This window comes from Massilia sp. TS11 (assembly GCF_022012445.1).
Lineage (GTDB): Bacteria > Pseudomonadota > Gammaproteobacteria > Burkholderiales > Burkholderiaceae_D > Telluria.
In genome coordinates, this window is record NZ_JAKLTS010000020.1 from 25596 (window position 1) to 47029 (window position 21434).

21 protein-coding genes are annotated in these 21434 nt (G+C 67.9%); 14 read left to right on the forward strand and 7 right to left on the reverse strand.

Annotated features, from left to right (window positions below):
- Window position 1: 1 nt before the first annotated feature.
- The 6 genes from LZ005_RS20625 to rpe form a co-directional block, all read right to left on the reverse strand.
- The gene (locus LZ005_RS20625; protein WP_237810396.1) at window positions 2–637 is read right to left on the reverse strand and encodes a LysE family translocator; all 636 of its coding nucleotides are present in this window, start codon (window positions 635–637) and stop codon (window positions 2–4) included.
- Window positions 637–1674 (reverse strand): anthranilate phosphoribosyltransferase, encoded by a 1038-nt coding sequence (trpD, locus tag LZ005_RS20630; protein ID WP_237810397.1) that lies wholly within the window; start codon window positions 1672–1674, stop codon window positions 637–639. The genes LZ005_RS20625 and trpD overlap by 1 nt, the downstream gene beginning before the upstream one ends.
- 8 nt (window positions 1675–1682) lie before the next feature.
- Entirely contained in the window at window positions 1683–2246 is a 564-nt protein-coding gene (locus LZ005_RS20635) for an aminodeoxychorismate/anthranilate synthase component II (protein ID WP_237810398.1), read from the reverse strand.
- A gap of 1 nt (window position 2247) precedes the next feature.
- A complete protein-coding gene (gene trpE / locus LZ005_RS20640; RefSeq protein WP_237810399.1) occupies window positions 2248–3744 on the reverse strand; it encodes an anthranilate synthase component I in 1497 nt (498 codons plus the stop codon).
- Window positions 3745–3921: 177 nt separating this feature from the next.
- On the reverse strand, window positions 3922–4611 hold the full coding sequence (locus LZ005_RS20645) for a phosphoglycolate phosphatase (RefSeq protein ID WP_237810400.1): 690 nt from the start codon (window positions 4609–4611) through the stop codon (window positions 3922–3924).
- On the reverse strand, window positions 4608–5279 hold the full coding sequence (gene rpe / locus LZ005_RS20650; RefSeq protein WP_237810401.1) for a ribulose-phosphate 3-epimerase: 672 nt from the start codon (window positions 5277–5279) through the stop codon (window positions 4608–4610). The genes LZ005_RS20645 and rpe overlap by 4 nt, the downstream gene beginning before the upstream one ends.
- Window positions 5280–5404: 125 nt before the next feature.
- On the opposite strand from rpe, the gene apaG reads away from it, so the two are divergent.
- On the forward strand, window positions 5405–5779 hold the full coding sequence (gene apaG, locus LZ005_RS20655; RefSeq protein WP_237810402.1) for a Co2+/Mg2+ efflux protein ApaG: 375 nt from the start codon (window positions 5405–5407) through the stop codon (window positions 5777–5779).
- 8 nt (window positions 5780–5787) lie between these two features.
- Here apaG and LZ005_RS21710 read toward each other — a convergent pair whose 3' ends face one another.
- The gene (locus LZ005_RS21710) at window positions 5788–5913 is read right to left on the reverse strand and encodes a hypothetical protein (RefSeq protein ID WP_269106892.1); all 126 of its coding nucleotides are present in this window, start codon (window positions 5911–5913) and stop codon (window positions 5788–5790) included.
- Here LZ005_RS21710 and LZ005_RS20660 point away from each other — a divergent pair.
- From LZ005_RS20660 to LZ005_RS20720, 13 genes are all read left to right on the forward strand, one after another.
- Complete coding sequence (locus tag LZ005_RS20660) at window positions 5912–7120, forward strand: murein transglycosylase A (protein ID WP_237810403.1); 1209 nt, start codon at window positions 5912–5914, stop codon at window positions 7118–7120. The two genes, LZ005_RS21710 and LZ005_RS20660, sit on opposite strands and share 2 nt — an antisense overlap.
- Before the next feature lie 34 nt (window positions 7121–7154).
- The gene (locus LZ005_RS20665; RefSeq protein ID WP_237810404.1) at window positions 7155–7931 is read left to right on the forward strand and encodes an enoyl-CoA hydratase; all 777 of its coding nucleotides are present in this window, start codon (window positions 7155–7157) and stop codon (window positions 7929–7931) included.
- Window positions 7932–8030: 99 nt separating this feature from the next.
- Window positions 8031–10061, forward strand: coding sequence for an esterase-like activity of phytase family protein (locus tag LZ005_RS20670; RefSeq protein ID WP_237810405.1), 2031 nt, complete (start codon window positions 8031–8033; stop codon window positions 10059–10061).
- 61 nt (window positions 10062–10122) lie between these two features.
- Entirely contained in the window at window positions 10123–10962 is an 840-nt protein-coding gene (locus LZ005_RS20675) for a S9 family peptidase (RefSeq protein WP_237810406.1), read from the forward strand.
- A 114-nt stretch (window positions 10963–11076) separates the two neighbouring features.
- The gene (locus LZ005_RS20680) at window positions 11077–12318 is read left to right on the forward strand and encodes an ABC transporter substrate-binding protein (protein WP_237810407.1); all 1242 of its coding nucleotides are present in this window, start codon (window positions 11077–11079) and stop codon (window positions 12316–12318) included.
- On the forward strand, window positions 12318–13145 hold the full coding sequence (locus tag LZ005_RS20685; RefSeq protein WP_237810408.1) for a carbohydrate ABC transporter permease: 828 nt from the start codon (window positions 12318–12320) through the stop codon (window positions 13143–13145). The genes LZ005_RS20680 and LZ005_RS20685 overlap by 1 nt, the downstream gene beginning before the upstream one ends.
- Entirely contained in the window at window positions 13142–13990 is an 849-nt protein-coding gene (locus tag LZ005_RS20690; RefSeq protein WP_237810409.1) for a carbohydrate ABC transporter permease, read from the forward strand. The genes LZ005_RS20685 and LZ005_RS20690 overlap by 4 nt, the downstream gene beginning before the upstream one ends.
- Before the next feature lie 5 nt (window positions 13991–13995).
- Entirely contained in the window at window positions 13996–15054 is a 1059-nt protein-coding gene (locus LZ005_RS20695) for an ABC transporter ATP-binding protein (RefSeq protein ID WP_237810410.1), read from the forward strand.
- A gap of 9 nt (window positions 15055–15063) precedes the next feature.
- Window positions 15064–16584, forward strand: a complete 1521-nt coding sequence (locus LZ005_RS20700) for a tryptophan halogenase family protein (RefSeq protein WP_237810411.1) — start codon at window positions 15064–15066, stop codon at window positions 16582–16584.
- The gene (locus LZ005_RS20705) at window positions 16581–18002 is read left to right on the forward strand and encodes a glycoside hydrolase family 30 beta sandwich domain-containing protein (protein ID WP_237810412.1); all 1422 of its coding nucleotides are present in this window, start codon (window positions 16581–16583) and stop codon (window positions 18000–18002) included. Before LZ005_RS20700 ends, LZ005_RS20705 begins: the two co-directional genes overlap by 4 nt.
- Window positions 17999–18829 (forward strand): endonuclease/exonuclease/phosphatase family protein, encoded by an 831-nt coding sequence (locus LZ005_RS20710; RefSeq protein ID WP_237810413.1) that lies wholly within the window; start codon window positions 17999–18001, stop codon window positions 18827–18829. Before LZ005_RS20705 ends, LZ005_RS20710 begins: the two co-directional genes overlap by 4 nt.
- A 69-nt stretch (window positions 18830–18898) precedes the next feature.
- Window positions 18899–19933, forward strand: a complete 1035-nt coding sequence (locus LZ005_RS20715; RefSeq protein ID WP_237810414.1) for a LacI family DNA-binding transcriptional regulator — start codon at window positions 18899–18901, stop codon at window positions 19931–19933.
- Window positions 19934–20016: 83 nt separating this feature from the next.
- The gene (locus tag LZ005_RS20720; RefSeq protein WP_237810415.1) at window positions 20017–21363 is read left to right on the forward strand and encodes a GH1 family beta-glucosidase; all 1347 of its coding nucleotides are present in this window, start codon (window positions 20017–20019) and stop codon (window positions 21361–21363) included.
- Window positions 21364–21434 lie beyond the last annotated feature (71 nt).

The window sequence follows — 21434 nt, forward strand, 5'->3', positions numbered from 1 at the left end:
ATCAGGCTTGCTCGGACAGGGCCAGCTTCACGCCGAGCCAGACGAACAGCAGTCCGGTCAGACGATTGAGCAGGCGCGTAAAACGGGTGGACAGCTTGAGCTGGGCGCTGGCGCGCGCCGTGAAGGCGGCCAGGAACAGGCTCCACAGCATGGCATTGACATCGAAGATCGTGCCCAGCGCGATGAAGGCCAGCGCCTTGTTGGGCGCATCGGCATCGATGAACTGGGGGACGAAGGCGAGGAAGAACAGCGCCACCTTCGGATTGAGCACATTGGTCAGCAGGCCCTGGGCGAAGATCTGGCGCAGCGGCAGCGGCGCCAGCGCCTGCGGGGCCGCGCCCGCGCCCGTGTCGCGGCTGCGCAGCAGACCCCAGGCCAGGTAGAGGATGTAGGCCGCGCCGACCAGCTTGACCACGCTGAAGGCCGTGGCCGACGCCGCCAGCACGGCCGACAGGCCGAAGGCGGCCGCGCCGATGTGGACCAGGGTGCCGCTGCTGATGCCCAGCACGGCGGCGGCGCCGGCGCGCCAGCCCTGCTGGGCGCTGCGCGTCATGATCAGCAGCGAGTCGGGGCCGGGCATGATGTTCAGCAGCAGGCCGGAGACGACGAACAGCGCCAGATCATGGATCCCCAACATCAGTTGCCCCCGAGCTGGCGCGTGACGGCGACGAACTGCTCCATCTTGCGGATCGCGGCGCCGGTGCTGATCGCGGCGCGCGCCTTGGCGATGCCTTCGGCGATGCTGGTGGCCACGCCGGCCGCGTACAGCGCGGTGCCGGCGTTCAGGCAGACGATGTCGGTGGCCGGGCCGGGGTCGCCGTTGAGCGCGCCCAGCATCATGGCCTTCGACTCGGCCGGGCCGGCCACCTTCAGATTGCGGGTGGCGACCATCTGCATGCCGAAGTCCTCGGGATGGATCTCGTATTCGCGGATCTCGCCGTCGACCAGTTCGCCGACCATGGTGGCGGCGCCGAGCGAGACTTCGTCCATATTGTCCTTGCCGTAGACGACCACCGCATGCTGGGCGCCGAGGCGCTGCAGCACGCGCACCTGGATGCCGACCAGGTCGGGGTGGAACACGCCCATCAGGATGTTGGGGGCGCCGGCCGGATTGGTCAGCGGGCCGAGAATATTGAAGATCGTGCGCACGCCGAGCTCCTTGCGCACCGGGGCCGCGTGCTTCATGGCGGCGTGGTGGTTGGGCGCGAACATGAAGCCGATCCCGGTCTGGGCGATCGACTGGGCGATCTGCTCGGGCTTGAGGTTGATGTCGGCGCCGAGCGACTCGAGCGCATCGGCGCTGCCCGAGGACGAGGACACCGAGCGCCCGCCATGCTTGGCCACGCGCGCGCCGGCGGCGGCGGCCACGAACATCGCCGTGGTCGAGATATTGAAGGTGTGGGCCGCGTCGCCGCCGGTGCCGACGATGTCGAGCAGGTGGCTGGTGTCGGCCATCGGCACCTTGGTCGAGAATTCGCGCATCACCTGGGCCGCGGCCGTGATCTCGCCGATGGTTTCCTTCTTCACGCGCAGGCCGACGGTCAGGGCGGCGATCATCACGGGCGACATCTCGCCGCGCATGATCTGGCGGAACAGATGCAGCATCTCGTCGTGGAAGATCTCGCGGTGTTCGATACAGCGCAGCAGCGCTTCTTGGGGCGTAATGGCGGTCATGGCAGTTCTCAGCGTTCGAGGAAGTTCTTCAGCAGGGCGTGGCCGTGCTCGGACAGGATCGACTCGGGATGGAACTGCACACCCTCGATGTCATAGTCTTTGTGGCGCACGCCCATGATTTCGCCGTCGTCGGTCCAGGCGGTCACTTCGAGGCAGGGCGGCAGCGAGCTGCGTTCGATCGCCAGCGAGTGATAGCGGATCACCGTGAACGGCGAGGGCAGACCCTTGAACACGCCTTCGCCGGTGTGGGCGATCAGCGAGGTCTTGCCGTGCATGACCTGCTTGGCGCGCACCACCTTGCCGCCGAAGGCCGCGCCGATGGCCTGGTGGCCAAGGCAGACGCCGAGGATCGGCTTCTTGCCCTTGAAGTGCTCCAGAATCGCGAGCGAGAGCCCGGCTTCGTGCGGGGTCTTGGGGCCGGGCGAGATGCAGATGCGGGCCGGGTCCATGGCCTCGATGTCGGCCAGGCTGATCTCGTCGTTGCGCACCGTGTGCACGTCCTGGCCAAGTTCGCCGAAGTACTGCACCAGGTTGTAGGTGAACGAGTCGTAGTTATCGATCATCAGCAGCATGTCAGAACTCCCCATCCAGGCCGTCTTGCACTTGTTCGGCCGCGCGCAGCACGGCGCGCGCCTTGTTCTCGGTCTCCAGCCATTCCATCTCGGGGATGGAGTCGGCCACCACGCCGGCCGCCGCCTGCACGTACAGCATGCCGTCCTGGACGATGCCGGTGCGGATCGCGATCGCCAGATCCATCTCGCCGCCGAACGACAGATAGCCGCAGGCGCCGCCGTACACGCCGCGCTTGGTCGGCTCGAGTTCGTCGATGATTTCCATCGCGCGCACCTTGGGCGCGCCGGTCAGGGTCCCGGCCGGGAAGGTGGCGCGCAGCACATCGAGATTCGACATGCCGTCCTGCAGGCGGCCTTCGACGTTGGAGACGATGTGCTGGACGTGCGAGTATTTTTCGATCACGAGGCGGTCGGTCACCTTCACGCTGCCGATCTCGGAAATCCGGCCCAGGTCATTGCGCGCCAGGTCGATCAGCATCACGTGCTCGGCGATTTCCTTCGGATCGGCCAGCAGCTCGCGCGCCAGTTCGGCGTCGCGCTCGGGCGTATTGCCGCGCGGGCGGGTGCCGGCGATCGGACGCAGCGTGACCTTGCGGCCGCCGTCGGGCAGGGTCTCGTTGCGCACCAAAATCTCGGGCGAGGAGCCGACCACCTGCATCTCGCCGAAATTGTAGTAGTACATGTAGGGCGAGGGATTCAGCGAACGCAGCGCGCGGTACAGGGTCAGCGGGTGGTCGACATAGGGCTTGCGCAGGCGCTGGCCGATCTGCACCTGCATCAGGTCGCCGGCCATGATGTACTCCTTGGCCTTGGCCACGGCGCGCAGATAATCCTCCTTGGCGAAGCTGCGCGTGGTCTCGGTGCGCACCGAGGACGAGGTCACGGGCGCGTCCACGCCGCGGCGCAGCATCATGCGCAGGTCCTTCAGGCGCTGGCGCGCCTTCGAATAGGCCTCGGCCTGGCTCGGGTCGGCGTAGACGATCAGATACAGCTTGCCCGACAGGTTGTCGATCACGGCCAGTTCTTCGGTCACCATCAGCTGCAGATCGGGCAGGCCCAGTTCATCGGGCGGGCAGCTGTCGGCCACGGTCTTTTCGATATGGCGCACCACGTCGTAGCCGAAGTAGCCGGCCAGGCCGCCGCAAAAGCGCGGCATCCCGGGGCGCACGGCCACCTTGAAGCGCGCCTGGTAGGCGGCCAGGAAGTCGAGCGGATTGCCCTCGTGCGTCTCGATGACGGCGCCGTCCTTGACGACTTCGGTGTGGCGGCCGCGGTTGCGGATCACCGTGTTGGCAGGCAGGCCGATGAAGGAGAAGCGGCCGAAGCGCTCGCCCCCGACCACCGACTCCAGCAGGAAGGTGTTGCGCCCATTGTGCTGCGACTGCGCCAGCTTCAGGTAGAGGGTGAGCGGGGTTTCGAGATCGGCGAAGGCTTCCGCGATCAGGGGAATGCGGGTATAGCCTTCTGCGGCCAGCGATTTGAATTCGAGTTCAGTCATGTTCACTCCGGACCGCCGTGGGATGGGGGAGGCGGTGGTGTTTTCCAAAAAACCTGCCAGATGCGCGCGCAGCCAGCAGCAACCAGGGGGTCAGTTAGCCCAGGATTGCCAGCGTCGCCACAGCCAGGCCTCAAGGGCGCCGGTGTGATGCGTGTGTTTTTTGGTAAAAAACATGCGTTAGTGGATGGTTGTGTTGTGCAGACTTATACGCGTTGCTGCGTCTAGCAACGAGGAGACTATACCATCAGAATCTATTTCTTGCACAGACAGGCCGTGGTTGTAGCCATACGGGACCGTCAGCACCGGGCACCCAGCCGCGCGCGCCGCCTCGGCGTCGTTGGACGAGTCGCCGATCGCCACCACCTGGGCCGGCGCCAGATCGAAGTCGCGGCAGACCGTCGTCAGCGGCAGCGGGTCGGGCTTCTTGCGCGCCAGCGAATCGCCGCCGTAGACCACGTCGAAATAGGAGCGCAGGCCTTTCGCTTCCAGCAGCGGCAGGGTGAAGGCGATCGGCTTGTTGGTCACGCAGGCCAGACGCAGGCCTTGCTCGCGCAGGGCCTGCAGGCCGGCCAGCACGTCCGGATAGAGGGTCGCGCGCTGGCCATTGATGCGCAGGTAGTGGCGCTGGTAGGCCGCCATGGCCGCCGCGAAGTGGGTGTCGATGCGGGCCGCGTCCCAGTCGAGCGCGAGCACGCTGCGCACCAGGTGCTCGCTGCCCTTGCCGACCAGGGTGGCGATCTGGGCCAGGCCGATCGGGGCCAGCCCGCATTCCGCGCGCATGCCATTCAGGGCCAGCTCGAAGTCGGGCAGGGTGTCGAGCATGGTCCCGTCGAGGTCGATGATGGCGGCGCGGATCGCTGCCTTCATTGGCCGACCTTGGCCAGTTCGGCGCGCATGGCCGCGATCACTTCCTGGTAATCGGGTTTGCCGAAAATGGCGGAGCCGGCCACGAAGGTGTCAGCCCCGGCTTCGGCCACGGCGCGGATGTTCTCGACCTTGATGCCGCCGTCGACTTCGAGCAGGATGTCGCGGCCCGAATCCTGGATGCGCCGGCGCGCGAGCGCGACTTTCTTCAGCGCCTCGTCGATGAAGGACTGGCCGCCGAAGCCGGGGTTGACCGACATAATCAGAATCATGTCGAGCTTGTCCATCACATGGTCGAGGTAGTGCAGGGGCGTGGCCGGGTTGAACACCAGGCCGGCCTTGCAGCCATTGTCCTTGATCAGTTGCAGCGTGCGGTCGATGTGCTCCGAGGCTTCCGGGTGGAAGGTGATGATGTCGGCGCCGGCCTTGGCGAAATCGGGAATGATGCGGTCGACCGGTTTGACCATCAGGTGCACGTCGATCGGCGCCTGCACGTGCGGGCGGATCGCCTGGCAGACCAGCGGGCCGATCGTCAGGTTGGGAACGTAATGGTTGTCCATCACGTCAAAGTGGATGATGTCGGCGCCGGCCGCGATCACGTTGCGCACTTCCTCGCCCAGGCGGGCGAAGTCGGCGGACAGGATGCTCGGTGCGATGCGAAAAGTCGTCATGGCGTGCGGGTGGGTAGGTGAAAGATGCTCTATTGTACCGGCCCGCGCGTTCGATTGCGGCGGGCGCCGCGGCGCCCAACGCGGTATCATGCCAGCTTGGCTCGTTTGACAATAAGGATGCCCCCATGGCCGTTTATGACTTCCAGATCACCGTGCGCACCCAGTATCTGCCGGAGCAATCTGACCCGAGCCGCACCACCTATGTGTTCACGTATTCGATCACCATCAAAAACACGGGAGACGTGCCGGCCCAGCTGATTTCACGCCATTGGGTGATCACCGACGCCAACAACCATGTGCAGGAAGTGCACGGGCTTGGCGTGGTCGGGCATCAGCCGCTGCTCAAGCCGGGCGAGGAGTTCGAATACACGAGCGGCACCCAGCTGGCCACGCCGCAGGGCTCGATGTATGGCGAGTATTTCTGCGTGGCCGAAGACGGGCACCGCTTCGAGGTCAAGATCCCGGAATTCGTGCTGTCCCTGCCGCGCACCCTGCATTAAACTGCCGCCTATTCCTTGGGCGGCTCCTCGTGGTCCTGGTCCTCGCGCTTGGGGCCGGAGAACATCGTCCACCAGACAATAAACAGCAGCAGGAACAGGGCCACGCCTGCTTCAATCATCAATACCCACATCATGCGTCCTTTGCTGAAGAGATCCGGCAGTTTACCGCTTTCCGTGCTGGCCGTGGCCAGCCTGCTGGCTGCCTGTCAGAGCCCCGCGCCGCGGGTCAGCCCGCCGCCGCCCGCGCCGGCCGTGCAGCCGCCCGCGCCCGCACCGGTGCCCGCACCGGCGCCGGTGCCGCTGCTGACGGCGGTCGACTTCGGGCAGTTGCCGGGCTGGACAGAAGACGAGCTGAGCGCGGCCTGGCCGGCCTGGCAGGCCTCGTGCAGCGCCCTGGCGCGGCGCGCCGAATGGCAGCGCGCGTGCGCGGCCGCCGCCACCGTCAATGGGCGCGACGGCACCGCCGTGCGCGACTATTTTGAGCGCCTGTTTACCCCCTACCGCGTGCGCGCGGCCGACGGCAGCGATTCCGGTCTGATCACAGGCTATTACGAAGCCATGCTGCGCGGCGCACGCAAGCCGGGCGGCCCCTACCAGACGCCGCTGTACCGCGTGCCCGAGGATCTGATCACCGTCGATCTGGCCAGCGTCTATCCGGAACTCAAGTCGCTGCGCCTGCGCGGCCGCCTGGTCGGCAAGAAGCTCGTGCCCTATGGCTCGCGCGCCGAGATCGACAAGGCCCCGCTGGCCGGCAAGGAACTGCTCTGGGTCGACGATCCGACCGAGGCCTTCTTCCTCGAAGTGCAGGGCTCGGGCCGCGTGCAGCTCGACAATGGCGAGGTGGTGCGCGTCTCCTATGCCGACCAGAACGGCCACCCCTACAAGTCGATCGGCCGCTGGCTGGTGGAGCAGGGCGAGCTGCCGCTCGAGCAGGCCTCGGCCCAGGGCATCAAGGCCTGGATCGCGGCCCATCCCGAGCGGCGCCAGGAGCTGTTCAACGCCAACCCCGCGTATGTGTTCTTCCGCGAGGAAAAGCTGCCCGATCCCAAGGTCGGCCCCAAGGGTTCGCTCGGCGTGCCGCTGACGGGCGGGCGCGCGCTGGCCGTCGATCCGTCCTATGTGCCGCTGGGCGCGCCGGTGTTCCTGGCCACCACCGAACCGGCCAGCACCCAACCGCTGCGCCGCCTGGCCATGGCCCAGGATACGGGCGGGGCCATCAAGGGCGCGATCCGGGTCGATGTGTTCTTCGGCTTCGGGCCCGAGGCGGCCGACAAGGCCGGCAAGATGAAGCAGGCCGGCCAGGTCTGGGTGTTGCTGCCGAAAGACATGGCCCCGCGCTGAGCTACAATCCTGCCATTGCCATCAAGGAGCTGTCATGGAATACCAAGACCTGATCATTGAAGTCCACGCGCGCGTTGCGCTGATCCGCCTGAACCGTCCGAAGGCCCTGAATGCCCTGAACGACAATATGATGAACGAGCTCGGCGACGCGCTGCGCAAGTTCGATGCCGACGATGGCATCGGCTGCATCGTCCTGACCGGCAGCGAGAAGGCCTTTGCCGCCGGCGCCGACATCGCCGCCATGGCCGACTACACCTACCAGGACACCTGGAAGGGCAACTACATCACGCGCAACTGGGAGCATATCCTCAGCGTGCGTAAGCCCGTGATCGGCGCCGTGGCCGGCTTCTGCCTGGGCGGCGGCTGCGAACTGGCGATGATGTGCGACTTCCTGATCGCGGCCGAGTCGGCCAAGTTCGGCCAGCCCGAAATCAAGGTCGGCGTGACCCCGGGCGCGGGCGGCACCCAGCGCCTGCCGCGCACCATCGGCAAGGCCAAGGCCATGGACCTGCTGCTGACGGCGCGCATGATCGACGCCACCGAAGCCGAGCGCACCGGTCTGGTGTCGCGCGTGGTCCCGGCCGACAAGCTGATCGAGGAAAGTCTGGCCGCCGCCACCACCATCGCCGCCATGCCGACCAGCGTGGCGATGATGATCAAGGACGCCGTCAACGTCGCCTTCGAAACCCCGCTGACCGAAGGCGTGCGCTACGAGCGCCGCCTGTTCCACGCGGCCTTCGGCACCCCGGCCCAGCGCGAAGGCATGCACGCCTTCCTGGCCAAGCGTCCGGCCAACTTCGACGGGCTGTAAACACCCGCGCCCCGGCTGCGGCCGGGGTGGTCCGATTGTCATCAGGGCGTCACGCGCGACCGCTAAGGTGCGCTGTTTTCAAGGCACCCTGAGGCAATCATGTTCCCATCCAAACTCACTCCGCTGGGCGCGAGCCTGGCCGTTTTCCTGGCTGCCTGCGGCAGCGTTGACCAAGGCCAGCCGGTGCCGCAGCCGGTCAATGGCGTCTTCCTCGATGGCGCCGTCGAAGGCCTGAGCTACCAGGCGGGCTCGGCGGCCCCGGCCAGTACCGGCCCGAAAGGCGAATTCACCTGTCTGCAGGGCAGTACCGTGAACTTCTCGGTCGGCGGCATCAGTCTGGGCAGCGCGGCCTGCGCCACCAGCATCACGCCGCTGCAGCTGGCCGGCGTCAGCGACGACAAGGATGCGCGCGTGGTCAACCGCCTGCTGTTGCTGCAGCTGCTCGATCAAGACAGCGACCCGCAGAACGGCATCAAGATCACGGCCGCGGTCAACAGCGCGCTGGCCGGCAAGAGCCTCGACTTCGGGGCCACCCCGGCCGCCTTCCAGAGCGCGCTGGCGCCCGTGCTGACGGCGGCAGGGGCCGCCTATGGCGCGCGCAGTCTGGACGAGGACCGCCGCACCCTGGTGCGCGAGCATTTCCAGGACACGCTGGCTGCCAAGCTCAACACCCCGGTGGCCGAGAGCTTCAGCCAGAACACCGCCCTGGGCGCCGTGGCCGGCACGGTCACGCGCTACCAGATTCAGTTCGCCAGCAGCTACTACGTGCCCTACGAGGGCAGCAATGCCGCCGTCAAGGCCGAGTTCCCGCTCGGCTTCCTGCCGTCCTATGGCTCGGCCCTGAGCTTCAAGGGTGTCAACAGCAATGGCGATCTGGAGTTCTACGGCCTGACCGACCGCGGCCCGAACGGCGATGGACCGAACGTGCCCGCGATTGGCGCCAGCGGCACCACCGGCGCCAAGATCTTTCCCGCGCCCAGTTTCGCGCCGGCCATCGGTGTGATCACCGTCGGCAAGAACGGCGCGGTGCTGACTTCCAGCATGCCGGTGCGGATGACGGCCACGATTCCGGCCTCCGGTCTGCCGCTGCCGATTGGCCAGCTCGGCAACTCGGCCGAGGTGCCGGTGTTCGACACCATGAAATACGACCCGGCCAGCCGCGCCAATTTCAGCGCCGCCGGTCTGGACAGCGAAGCCATCGCCTTCGACAAGAAGCGCAATGCCCTGTGGGTGGCCGATGAATACGGCCCCTTCCTGCTGAAGCTCGATGTGGCCACCGGCGTGGTGCAGGCCCGGTATGCGCCGGGCAGCGGTCTGCCCGACATCTTCCTCAAGCGCCGCGCCAACCGCGGCATGGAAGGCATGGCCTATGACAGCGTGGCCGACAAGATCTACGGCTTCCTGCAAAGCCCACTGACCGACGGCAATGCGCTGTACAGCGTGAGCGGCAAGAGCGAACGCATCGAGCGCTTCGCCCGCTTCACGCGCTGGATGGAGTTCGATCCGAACAGCGGCAAGAGCACGCGCATGTTCGCCTATCCGATCGATGCGGCCGACTACCAGGACGGCCGCACCGGCAATGCCAAGCTCGGCGAGATGGTCGCGCTCGGCAACGGCAAGTTCATCGTCATCGAGCAGGGCGCGGCGCCGAACGGCAAGGTGTTCAACAAGCTGATGCTGGTCGACACGGCCAGTGCCACCGACATCGGCGCGGCCGCCTTCAATCCGGCCAGTTCGGATCTGGAAAAGAGCAGCATGGGCGCGCAGGCCGTGAACGGGGCCGACTGGAGCAAGGTCGTGCCGCTGAAGAAGACCCTGCTGCTCGACCTGAACGCGATTGGCTGGCTGGCCGAAAAGGCCGAGGGCCTGGCCCTGGTCGATGCCAACACCCTGGCGCTGGCCAACGACAATGACTTTGGCCTGAAGACCAAGATCTTCACCCCGGCCGGGGTGGCGGTCGAGGGCGCCGATGTCACCGCCTGCACGGTCGATGCGAATGGCCTCATCATCACCAGCGCGGCCCTGGGCTGCGACGCCGCCAACACCATCCGGGTGGCGCGCGGCGAGGACCGCGAGCGTCCGAGCCGCCTGTGGCTGCTGCGCTTCAATAAGGCCCTGAACAGCTTCTGAGCCGGCTTGGCGCTCGCCTGAGCCCGCCTTACAATGGGGGACCCCGTCGCCGGAGTCCCCCATGCTCACTGTATCTGCCTTCGTCTTCGCCCTGGCCGCCAGTCCGGCCAGCATGGCTGAACTGGTCCTCAGCAGCGAGGGCGCGCGCATGAACGGCCTGCTGTACCGGCCCGCCGCCGACGGACCGCGCCCGCTCGTGCTGCTGCTGCACGGGATGCCCGGCAATGAACGCAATCTCGATCTCGGCCAGGCCGCGCGCGCGGCCGGCTACAACGTGCTGTTCTTCCACCCGCGCGGCATGTGGGGCTCGGCCGGGCGCATGTCCTTCGCCAATGGCCTGCAGGATGTCGACGCCGTGCTGCGCTGGGCGCGCCAGCCCGAGATCGCGCGCCAGTACGGGATCGACCCGGCCCGCATCGCCCTGATCGGCCACAGCTACGGCGGCTGGCTGGCCCTGCAGACGGCGGCGCGCCAGCCGCCGGCCGTGTGTGCGGCCGGCCTGGCGGCCTGGAACGCGGGCCTGAGCGGCAAGCGTTTCGCCGATCATCCGGACGAAAAGGCCAGCCGCGCGGCCGCCTATGCCCTGTACGCCGCGCCCGAGGGCGGCATGCTGCGCACCGACAGCGCGGCCCTGATGGAGGAACTGTGGACCCAGCGCGAGGCCTATGACTACCAGGCGCAGGCGCCGGCCCTGGCGCGCCATCCGCTGCTGCTGGTGGCGGCCACGCGTGACAGTGCCGTGTCGGGCCCGGCGGCGCTGCAGCCGCTGGCGGCGGCCGTGCGCGCGGCCGGCGGCCAGGCCGACTACCAGGAGCTGGACGACGACCATGGCTTCAATAACCAGCGCCCGGCCCTGATTGCGCGCGTGCTGGCGTGGCTGGCGCGCGACTGTTTTCGCTAGGCGTTGACATGCCAAATCGGCCGATGCTATAGTCGGCCTCAGAATTTGGTAACGTTTCCAATCGAGGAACTTTACCCGGGCGCCTTTGAGGGCGCGACGCTCAAAGGAGACGCGATGTTGACTGTTCACCGCCTGGCCGGCGCGATCGCGCTCGGCATGGCCCTGGCGCCCGCGCCGGGGCCGGCGGCGCCGCTGCCGCCGGCCGAAGTGATCCACTGGTGGACCTCGGGCGGCGAATCGGCGGCAGTGCGCGTGATGGCCGATGCCTACCGCGCCGCCGGCGGCACCTGGCAGGACAGCCCGGTGGCCGGCAGCGAGCAGGCACGCGCCGTCGCCATCAACCGCATCGTCGGGCGCAAGGCGCCGGCCGCCGCCCAGTTCAATACCTCGCGCCAGTTCCGCGACATGATCGACGCGGCCATGCTCGAAAATGTCGACGCCCTGGCCGCGCGCGAGCATTGGGACCAGACCCTGCCCGAACCGATCCGCGATGTGATCCGCCAGGACGGCCACTACTACGCGGTGCCGGTCGATTTTCACAGCCCCGGCTGGATCTGGTATTCGAAGGCGGCCTTCCGCAAGGCCGGCATCGCGCGCGAGCCGGCCAATATGGACGAACTGTTCGCCGCGCTCGACAAGCTGAAGGCGGCCGGCCTGATCGCCCTGGCTCACGGCGGCCAGAGCTGGCAGGAGAACATCGTCTTCATGACCGTGCTGGCCAATGTCGGCGGCAAGGACCTGTACCTGAAAGTGCTGCGCGAGCGCGACCCGCGCGCGATCCAGTCGGACGCCTTCCTCCAGGTGCTGCTGGCCTTCAAGCGCCTGTCCACCTACGTCGACCGGGGCGCGCCGGGGCGCAACTGGAACGACGCCAGCGCTCTGCTGATCAGCGGGCGCGCCGGGGTGCAGATCATGGGCGACTGGGTCAAGGCCGAATTCGGCGCGGCCCGCCTCAGTCCCGGCAAGGATTATGGCTGCCTGCCCGGCTTCGGCGCGCGCGCACCCTATCTGATCCAGGGCGACGCCTTCGTCTTCCCGCGCCGCGGCAATGCCGACATGGCGCGCGCCCAGCAGTTGCTGGGGCAGGTGATGGTGGCCCCGGCCACCCAGCTGGCCTTCAACCGCCTCAAGGGTTCGCTGCCGGTGCGCCCCGATGTCGACGTCAGCACGCTCGACGCCTGCGCCCAGCTGGGCTGGGCCGCGCTCAAGGACCGCAGCCGCCATGTCGGCATCGGCGAGGTCTATCTGACGCCCGACCAGAACGGCGCCCTGGCCGACGCCCTGACCGCCTACTGGAACCGCGAGCAGCCGGTGGCCCAGGTACAGAAGGCGATCGCCGCCGCTCTGAGGTACTGATGCGCGGCCTGCGCCGGCTGGCGCCCCATGCCGCCCTGCTGCCGCTGGCCGTGGTGACCTTGGGCGCCTATCTGGGCACCGTGCTGTGGACCCTGCGCACCTCGTTCACATCGGCGCGCTCGTTTCCCTCGGACGTGTTCGTCGGCTTCCTCCAGTACCAGCGCCTGTTCGACAATGAGCGCTGGCTGGTCTCGCTCGACCACCTGGCCCTGTATGGGGTGTTGTTCATCGCCGCCTGTCTGCTGCTGGGCTTTCTGCTGGCCGTGCTGGTCGACCAGAACCTGCGCGCCGAGGGCCTGCTGCGCACGGTCTTTCTGTATCCGTATGCGATGTCCTTTGTCGCCGCGGGCCTGGTCTGGCAGTGGATGTTCAATCCCGAGATGGGCATCGGCCTCGATTGGCTGGTCGACGAAACGATGGTGATTCCGGCCCTGGTGCTGGCCACCACCTGGCAGTCGTCCGGGCTGGTGATGGCGATTCTGCTGGCCGGCCTGCGCGGGATCGATCCCGATCTGCGCAAGGCGGCGCGGCTCGATGGCGTGCCGGCCTGGCGCTTTTATCTGTCGGTGGCGCTGCCCCAGCTCGGGCCGGCCGTGGCCAGTGCGTTCCTGATTCTGGCCACCGGCGTGGTCAAGCTGTTCGACCCGGTGGTGGCGATGACCGGCGGCGGTCCCGGCATGGCCAGCGAGGTGCCGGCCAAATTCATCATGGACCACCTGTTCGGACGCGCCAATCTGGGCCTGGCCTCGGCCGGCGCGGTGATGCTGCTGGTGCCGGTACTGGCCCTGCTGCTGCCGTTTGCGCTGCTGCGCCGGGAGCGCGCATGAACGCGCGCATCGGCCGCATCGGGCTGCTGGTCTTTCTGGCGCTGGCGGCGCTGGCCTTTGCCGCGCCGCTGTATGTGATGCTGGCCACCTCGCTCAAGCCGCTCGAGGAGATCCGCGCCGGCGGCCTGTTCGCGCTGCCGCAGCAGCCGGACCTGGCGGCCTGGCGTCTGGCCTGGCAGGGCGACTGCGCCGATGCCGCCTGCGGCCTGCGCGCCGGTCTGCTCAATTCCGTGGCGATCACGCTGCCGGCCACCGTGCTGCCGGTGCTGCTGGGGGCCCTGAACGGCTATGCGCTGAGCTTCTGGCGCGTGCGCGGCGCCAATCTGCTGTTTGCCCTGCTGATGGCGGGCGCCTTCGTGCCGCTGCAGGTGATGGTCTATCCGCTCGTGCATGCGCTGGCGCTGATCGGCTGGTTCGGCAGCCTGCCCGGCATCGTCCTCGTGCACACGATTTTCAGCATGCCGATGCTGACCCTGCTTTTCCGGAATTACTACCTGGCCGTGCCGCGTGAGCTGTTCCATGCGGCGCGCATTGATGGCGGCGGCTTTCTGCGCATCTTCGTCCAGCTGATGCTGCCGCTATCGCTGCCGATGCTGGCCGTGGCCGCCATCCTGCAGGCCACGGGCGTCTGGAACGACTATCTGCTTGGCCTGGTGTTCGCCGGTCCCGATCATCAGCCGATGACGGTCCAGCTGAACAACCTGGTCAACACCACCACCGGCCAGCGCCTGCACAACGTGAATATGGCGGCCACCGTCATCACGGCGCTCGGCCCGCTGGTCCTGTATGTGTGCGCCGGCCGCTGGTTTGTGCGCGGCATCACGGCCGGCGCCGTCAAAGGCTGAATCTCATGGCAAACCTCGCAATCGATTCACTCAGCGTCACCCTGAACGGCCAGCGCGTGCTGCGCGAGCTGTCGCTGCAGGTCGACGACGGCGAATTCGTGGTCCTGCTCGGCCCCTCGGGCTGCGGCAAGTCGACCCTGCTGCATGCGATCGCCGGCCTGCAGGAGGTCAGCGGCGGCAGCATCCGCATCGGCGGCGTCGATATGACGCAGGCGGAACCGAGTGTGCGTGGGATCGGCATGGTGTTCCAGTCGTATGCGCTGTATCCGACCATGAGCGTGGCGGGCAATCTTTCGTTTGGCCTGCGCATGGCCGGCATGGCGCGCGCCGAAATCGCGGCGCGGGTGGCGCGGGTGGCGGCCATGCTGGAACTCGAGCCACTGCTGGCACGGCGCCCGTCCCAGTTATCGGGCGGGCAGCGTCAGCGCGTGGCGATCGGGCGCGCGCTGGTGCGCGACGCCGGCCTGTTTCTGATGGACGAACCCCTGTCGAACCTGGACGCGCAGCTGCGCACCCAGCTGCGGCGCGACATCAAGCTGCTGCACCAGCGCCTGGGCACCACCACCGTGTATGTCACCCACGACCAGGCCGAAGCCATGACCCTGGGCACGCGCCTGGTGCTGATGCGCGCCGGCGAGATCCAGCAGATCGGCACGCCCGCCGAGGTCTACGCGCGCCCGGCCAATCTGTTTGTGGCCGGCTTCCTGGGCGCCCCGCCGATGCAGTGCGTGGCCGGCACGCTCGGCGCCGACCAGGCCTTCCATTGCGCCGGTCTGGAGCTCGATCTCTCCAACTATGCGTTTGCGGGCTCGCCGCGTACCGGGCCGGTGCTGCTGGGCGTGCGGCCCGAGCACGTGCAGGTCGGCGCCGGGCCGCTGCACGCGACGGTCGAACTGGTCGAGGCGATGGGCAACCACCAGGTGCTCTGGCTGGCCGCGCCCAGCTGGCGTCTGGCGGCCTTGGTCCACGACGGCCGCAGTGTTGCACCCGGCAGCGAGGTCGCGCTGGGCATCGATGCGGACGCGGTGTCGCTGTTCGACCCGGATAGCGGTATGCGCTTGTAAGGAGGGCAGATGGACGACCTGGCGATTCGCGATATTCTGATCGTTGGCGGCGGCACCGCCGGCTGGATGACGGCTGCCGCACTGGCCGCGCTGCTGCCGGCCGGCCCGCGCATCCGCCTGGTGGAATCGGAGCAGATCGGCGCGATCGGCGTCGGCGAGGCCACCATCCCGCATATCCGCACTTTCAATGCGGCGCTCGGCATCGACGAGGATGCGTTTCTGCGCGCGACCCAGGGCAGCTTCAAGCTCGGGATCGAATTTGTCGACTGGCGCGCGCTCGGCAGCCGCTATATCCACGGCTTCGGCAAGATCGGGCCGGAATCGACGGGCTTGGTCAGCTTCTACCAGTACTGGCTGCGCCAGTTCTTGGCCGGGACCGCGCCGGACCTGGCCGAATTCTCGATCAATACCGTGGCCCCGCGCCACAACAAATTCATGCGCGGCGCGGCCGACATGCCGAATTCGCCGCTGGCCGATATCGCCTACGCCTTCCACTTCGATGCCAGCCTGTATGCGCGCTTCCTGCGCAGCTTCAGCGATGCGCGCGGCGTCGAGCGCATCGAAGGCCGCATCACGCGGGTACGCGTGCGCGATGCCGACGGCCATATCGCCGGGGTCGATCTGGACGACGGGCGCGCGCTGGCCGCCGACCTGTATATCGACTGCTCCGGCATGGCCGCTCTGCTGCTGGGCGCGGCCCAGCACGTGCCGTTTGAGGACTGGAGCCACTGGCTGCCGTGCGACAGCGCCCTGGCCGTGCCCAGCGCGCCGAGCGGCCCGCTGCTGCCCTACACGCGTTCGACCGCGCACACGGCCGGCTGGCAGTGGCGCATTCCGCTGCAGCACCGGGTCGGCAATGGCCATGTGTTTGCCAGCCGCTTCATGGACGAGGACGAAGCGCGCGCCGTGCTGCTGCGCCATCTGGATGGCGAGGCCCTGGCCGCGCCGCGCCTGATCCGCTTCCGTCCGGGCCGGCGCGCGCGCGTCTGGCAGGGCAATTGCGTGGCCATCGGCCTGTCGGCCGGCTTCCTCGAGCCGCTTGAATCGACCAGCATTCACCTGATCCAGAGTGGCATCACGCGCCTGCTCCACTTCTTCCCCACGCGCGCCTTCGACCAGGTCGACATCGATGCCTTCAATGCGCAGACGGCGTTCGAGTATGAGCGCATCCGCGACTTCATCATCCTGCATTACCACCAGACCGAGCGCAGCGACAGCCCCTTCTGGGCTTACTGCCGCCGCATGGAGGTGCCGGACAGCCTGCGCCGCAAACTCGCGCTGTATCGCAGCCACGGGCGCATCGTGCGCGACGGCGAGGAACTGTTCACCGAGGTCTCGTGGCTGCAGGTGATGCACGGCCAGGGCCTGCGCCCGCAGGCCTGCCACCCGCTGGTCGATCAGCGCAGCCCGGACGAGATCCGCGCCATGCTGGCCAATGTGGCCGGCGTGATCCGCAAGTGCGTCGACGTGATGCCGCGCCACGAAGAATTCATCGCCGCCTGCTGCGCGGCTCCCAAGGAGAGTGCATGAAACCTGCCGTGATTGCCGCGCTGGCCCTGTTGGCCGGCTGCGCTGCTTCGACCAATGTGCCGCCGCCGGCGGCGTCGTCGCCGCCAACGGTGGCCGCCTGGGTCACCAGCGGCGACCGCAGCCAGCTGCTGGCGCCGGCTGCCGCGGGGAGCCCGAGCCCGGGCACGGTGCCGCTGGTGATCACTCCGGCTACGCGCTATCAGGAGATGATTGGCTTTGGCGCGGCCCTGACCGATGCCAGCGCCTGGCTGATGACGAATCGCCTGACCCCAGCCGCGCGCGAGGCCCTGCTGCGCGACCTGTTCGGCCCGGACGGCGCCAACTTCCGCTTCACGCGCCTGACCATCGGCGCTTCCGACTTCTCGCGTCAGCACTACAGCTATGACGATATGCCGGCCGGCGCCAGTGATCCGACGCTGAGCCGCTTCTCGATCGACGCCAACCGCGCCGACGTGCTGCCCGTGATGAAGCAGGCCCTGGCCATTCAGCCCGGTCTGACGGTGATGGCCTCGCCCTGGAGCGCGCCCGGCTGGATGAAGACCAGCGACAGCCTGATCAAGGGCAGCCTGAAGCCCGAGCACTACGACAGCTTTGCGCGCTACCTGGTGCGCTACCTCGATGCGTTTGCCGCCGAAGGGGTGCCGATTAGCGCCATCACGGTGCAGAACGAGCCGCACTTCGAGCCGCAGGACTATCCGGGCATGCGCATCAATGCGCCCGACCGCGCGCGTCTGATCGGCGAGCATATCGGTCCGCTGCTGGCGGCCCGTTCGCCCGCCGTGCGCATCTACGACTGGGACCATAACTGGAACGAGCCCGAGTCGCCGCTGACCGTGCTGGCCGATGCGCGCGCCGCGCGCTATGTGACGGGCGTGGCCTGGCACTGCTATGCGGGCGCGGTCGAGGCGCAGGCGCGCGTGCGCGACGCCTATCCGGACAAGGAGGTGCTGTTTACCGAGTGCTCGGGTGGCGAATGGGCGCCCGACTGGGCCGATGCGCTGCTGTGGAATACGCGCCAGCTGGTGGTCGGCGCCAGCCGCAACTGGGCGCGCGGCGTGCTGATGTGGAACCTGGCGCTCGACGAAAAATATGGCCCCCACCTGGGCGGCTGCGGCGACTGCCGCGGTGTGGTCACGATCAACAGCAGCAGCGGCGCCGTCACCCGCAATGCCGAATACTATGCGCTGGCGCACGCCAGCCGCTTCCTGCAGGCCGGCGCGCGCCGCGTGGCCAGCAGCGGCGGACCGTTCGAACAGGCCAGCGTCGCCTTCCGCAACCCGGACGGCAGCCTGGTGCTGGTGGTCGTCAATGTGGATAGCCGCGCCCAGGCCTTGGCCGTGCGCGAGGGCGGGCGCGACTTCGGCTTCACCGTGCCGGCGCGCAGCGTGGCCACCCTGCGCTGGCAGGAAGCACCGTGAAGCGCCTGCTGCTGCTGGCACTCTGGCTGCTAAGTGCTGCCGCGCAGGCGGGCGACAGCTTTGTCGTCGCCACCTATAATCTGCGCCTCGACACGGCGGCCGATGGCGCCAACGCCTGGCCGCAGCGGCGTGAGGCCGTGCTCGAACTGGTGCGCTACCATGGCTTCGACGTGTTCGGCACCCAGGAGGCGCTGCCGCAGCAGGTCAGCGATCTGGAAGCCATGGGCGGTTTCGGGCGCGTGGGTGTCGGCCGCGACGACGGCCAGTTCAAGGGCGAGCATGCGGCGATCTTCTTTCGCCTGGCCCGTTTCGCGCTCGAGCAGCATGGCGATTTCTGGCTGAGCGAGACGCCCGAGCGGCCCTCGCGCGGCTGGGACGGGCGCTGCTGCAACCGCATCGCGAGCTGGGCGCGTCTGCGCGACCGCCGCAGCGGCAAGCGCTTTTACGTATTCAATGCCCATTTCGATCATGAGGGCCGGGTCGCCCAGTACGAGTCGGCCCAGCTCATGCTGCGCAAGATCGGCGCCATCGCCGGCAAGCTGCCGGTGCTGTTCGTGGGCGACCTGAACTCGACCCCGGACACGCCCCAGGTACGCCTGCTGCAGGCCGCCCTGCAGGACGCGCGCCTGCAGTCGGCCAGCCCGCCCTATGGCCCCGAGGGCACCTTCCAGGGATTTCACATCGACGACCCGCTGCGTGAGCGGATCGACTATATTTTCGCCAGCGCCGGCATTGCGGTGCTCAGCTATGCGGCCCTGACCGATCAGCGCAGCGGGCGCTATCCGTCCGACCATCTGCCCGTGGTGGCGCGCGTGCGCTTGCCCTGAACGGCTGGAAGGGAAGGGCGGCTTGCAGTATGCTGGCGCGGCGTCGGCAAGTATTTGAATGGGGATTTCGTGACGACTATTAAGGATGTGGCCCGTCTGGCGGGCGTGGGCCTTGGCACCGCTTCGCGTGTCATCAGCGGCAAAGGCTCGGTGTCGCCGGCGACCGAGGAGAAGGTGCGCAAAGCCATCGAGCAGCTTGGCTTTCGGCCCTCGCACGCCGCGCGTTCCCTGCTGACCGGCAGCACCAAGATGATCGGCGTGTACATCCCGATGCTGAAGGGGACCTTCTACACCCCGATTCTGCAGGTGATCGACACCGAGCTGCGCAACGCCGGCCTGCACATGGTGGTGGCCTTCGGCGTGGGCGAGGGCGATGCGCGCAGCCAGGCGCTGGAAGGCATCGACTTTCTGATCGAGCGTGGCTGCGATGGTCTGGTGGTGCTGTCGAACGCGCTGAGCGAACCGGAAGTGGCGGCGCTGGCGGCCAAGGCGCGCCTGGTGGTGCTCAATCACCGCTATGCCGTGATCCCCGAGCAGTGCCTGATCGCCGACCATGCCGAGGGCGGGCGCCAGGCCGCGCGCGTGCTGCTGGGCGAAGGGCACCGCCGCATCGCCGTGATCGGCGGCCCGGCCAGTGCGCCCGACAACGTCGAACGTCTGAACGGCTTTCTCGAGGAGCTGGCGCGTTCGGGCATCGATACCGGCAAGCTGTGGCTGGCCGAAAGCGACTTCTCGCCCGAAGGCGGCTGGAAGGCGGCGCGCGCCCTGGTCGGTTCCGGCTACAGCTTCAGCGCCGTGTTCTGCGCCAACGATGAAATGGCGGTTGGCGCGCTGTCGTATTTTCAGGAGGTCGGCATTCAGGTGCCGGAGCAGGCCTCGGTGCTCGGCTACGACGATACGCCCTCGGCCGAGTTTTCAGCGCCGCGCCTGACCACGGTCCATATTCCCTGGCGCGAGATGACGCGCAATGGCCTGAATGTGCTGCTCAAGCTCTGCTACGGCATCGAGCGCCCGGTCGAGCGCAGCTTCCCCGTCAGCGTCACCTGGCGCTCGTCGGTGGCAAAAGCGCCACGCCCGCACAGCACAAAACGCAGCAGCAGCTGAAAAAGGCGTGCACAGCACGCTTTTTTTAGGCTATGATTTGGAAACCTTTCCATCGCAGAGTGGAATCGCCTGATAGGAGACCCATGCCAAGCCCATCCACGCCGCGCCGCGCCGACTTCCCCGCCGACTTCATCTGGGGCTGCGCGACCTCGTCCTACCAGATCGAAGGGGCTGTCACGGCCGATGGGCGCGTGCCCTCGATCTGGGATGTGTTCGCGGCCCAGCCGGGGACCATCCGCGATGGCAGCAGCGGCGCCGTGGCCTGCGACCATTACCACCGCTGGCCCGAGGATCTCGATCTGGCGCGCCAGCTGGGTGTCAACGCCTACCGCTTTTCGATTGCCTGGCCGCGCGTGTTCAGCGCGCGCGGGCGCCTGAATACGGCCGGTCTGGACTTCTATGAGCGCCTGGTCGACGGCATGCTGGCGCGCGGGATGAGGCCCTGGGCCACGCTCTACCACTGGGATCTGCCGCAGTTCCTGCAGGAGCAGGGCGGCTGGGGCGCGCGCAGCACCGCCACCGCGTTTGCCGAATTCGCCGATGCCGTCAGCCGCCGCCTGGGCGACCGCGTCCAGCACTGGATCACCCACAACGAGCCCTGGTGCACGGTCATCCACGGCCACTACGAAGGCATCCATGCACCCGGTCTGCGCGACTTCCGCCTGGCCCTGCAGGTGGGCCACCATGTGCTGCTGTCGCATGGCCTGGCGCTGCAGGCGCTGCGCCGCAATGTGCCGCAGGCGCGCGTCGGCCTGGCCCTGAGCCTGCACCCGCTGCGCGCCGCCACGGACAGCGCGGCCGACCAGGCGGCCACGCAGCGCCACGACGGCCTGCGCAACCGCTGGTTCCTCGACCCGCTGTACGGGCGCGGCTACCCGCAGGACATCTGGCAGGCCGTCGGCGCCGCCGCGCCCGAGGTGCGCGCTGGCGACCTCGATCTGATCGCCGCGCCGACCGATTTCCTCGGCGTGAACTACTACTTCCCCGAAGTGGTGGCCGATGCGCCCGGCCAGGGCGTGCTCGGTCTGCGCATTGTTGAACAGGCGGGCGTCGAGCGCACCGCCTTCGGCTGGGAGGTCTCGCCCGACGGCATGGTCGATCTGCTGCAGCGTTTGCAGCGCGACTACCCGACCGGCCCGATCTACATTACCGAAAACGGCGCCAGTTTCGAGGACCGGCTCGGCCCCGATGGGCGGGTCGACGATCCGCAGCGCCAGGCCTATCTGGCGCGTCATCTGGCGGCCCTGCTGCGCGCGCGCGCGGCCGGCTGCGATGTGCGCGGCTTCTTCGCCTGGAGCCTGCTCGACAACTTCGAGTGGGCCCAGGGCTATGTGCGCCGCTTCGGGCTGGCCTACGTCGATTTTCAGACCCAGCAGCGCGTGCTCAAGGCGAGCGGCCAGTGGTACGCGCAATTCCTGCACGGCCGCTGAGCTGTGCGTTTTCTACCACGAGTCGCCGCAACCGATTGACAAAAAGGAGCCAGCATCGCACTATTGAAACC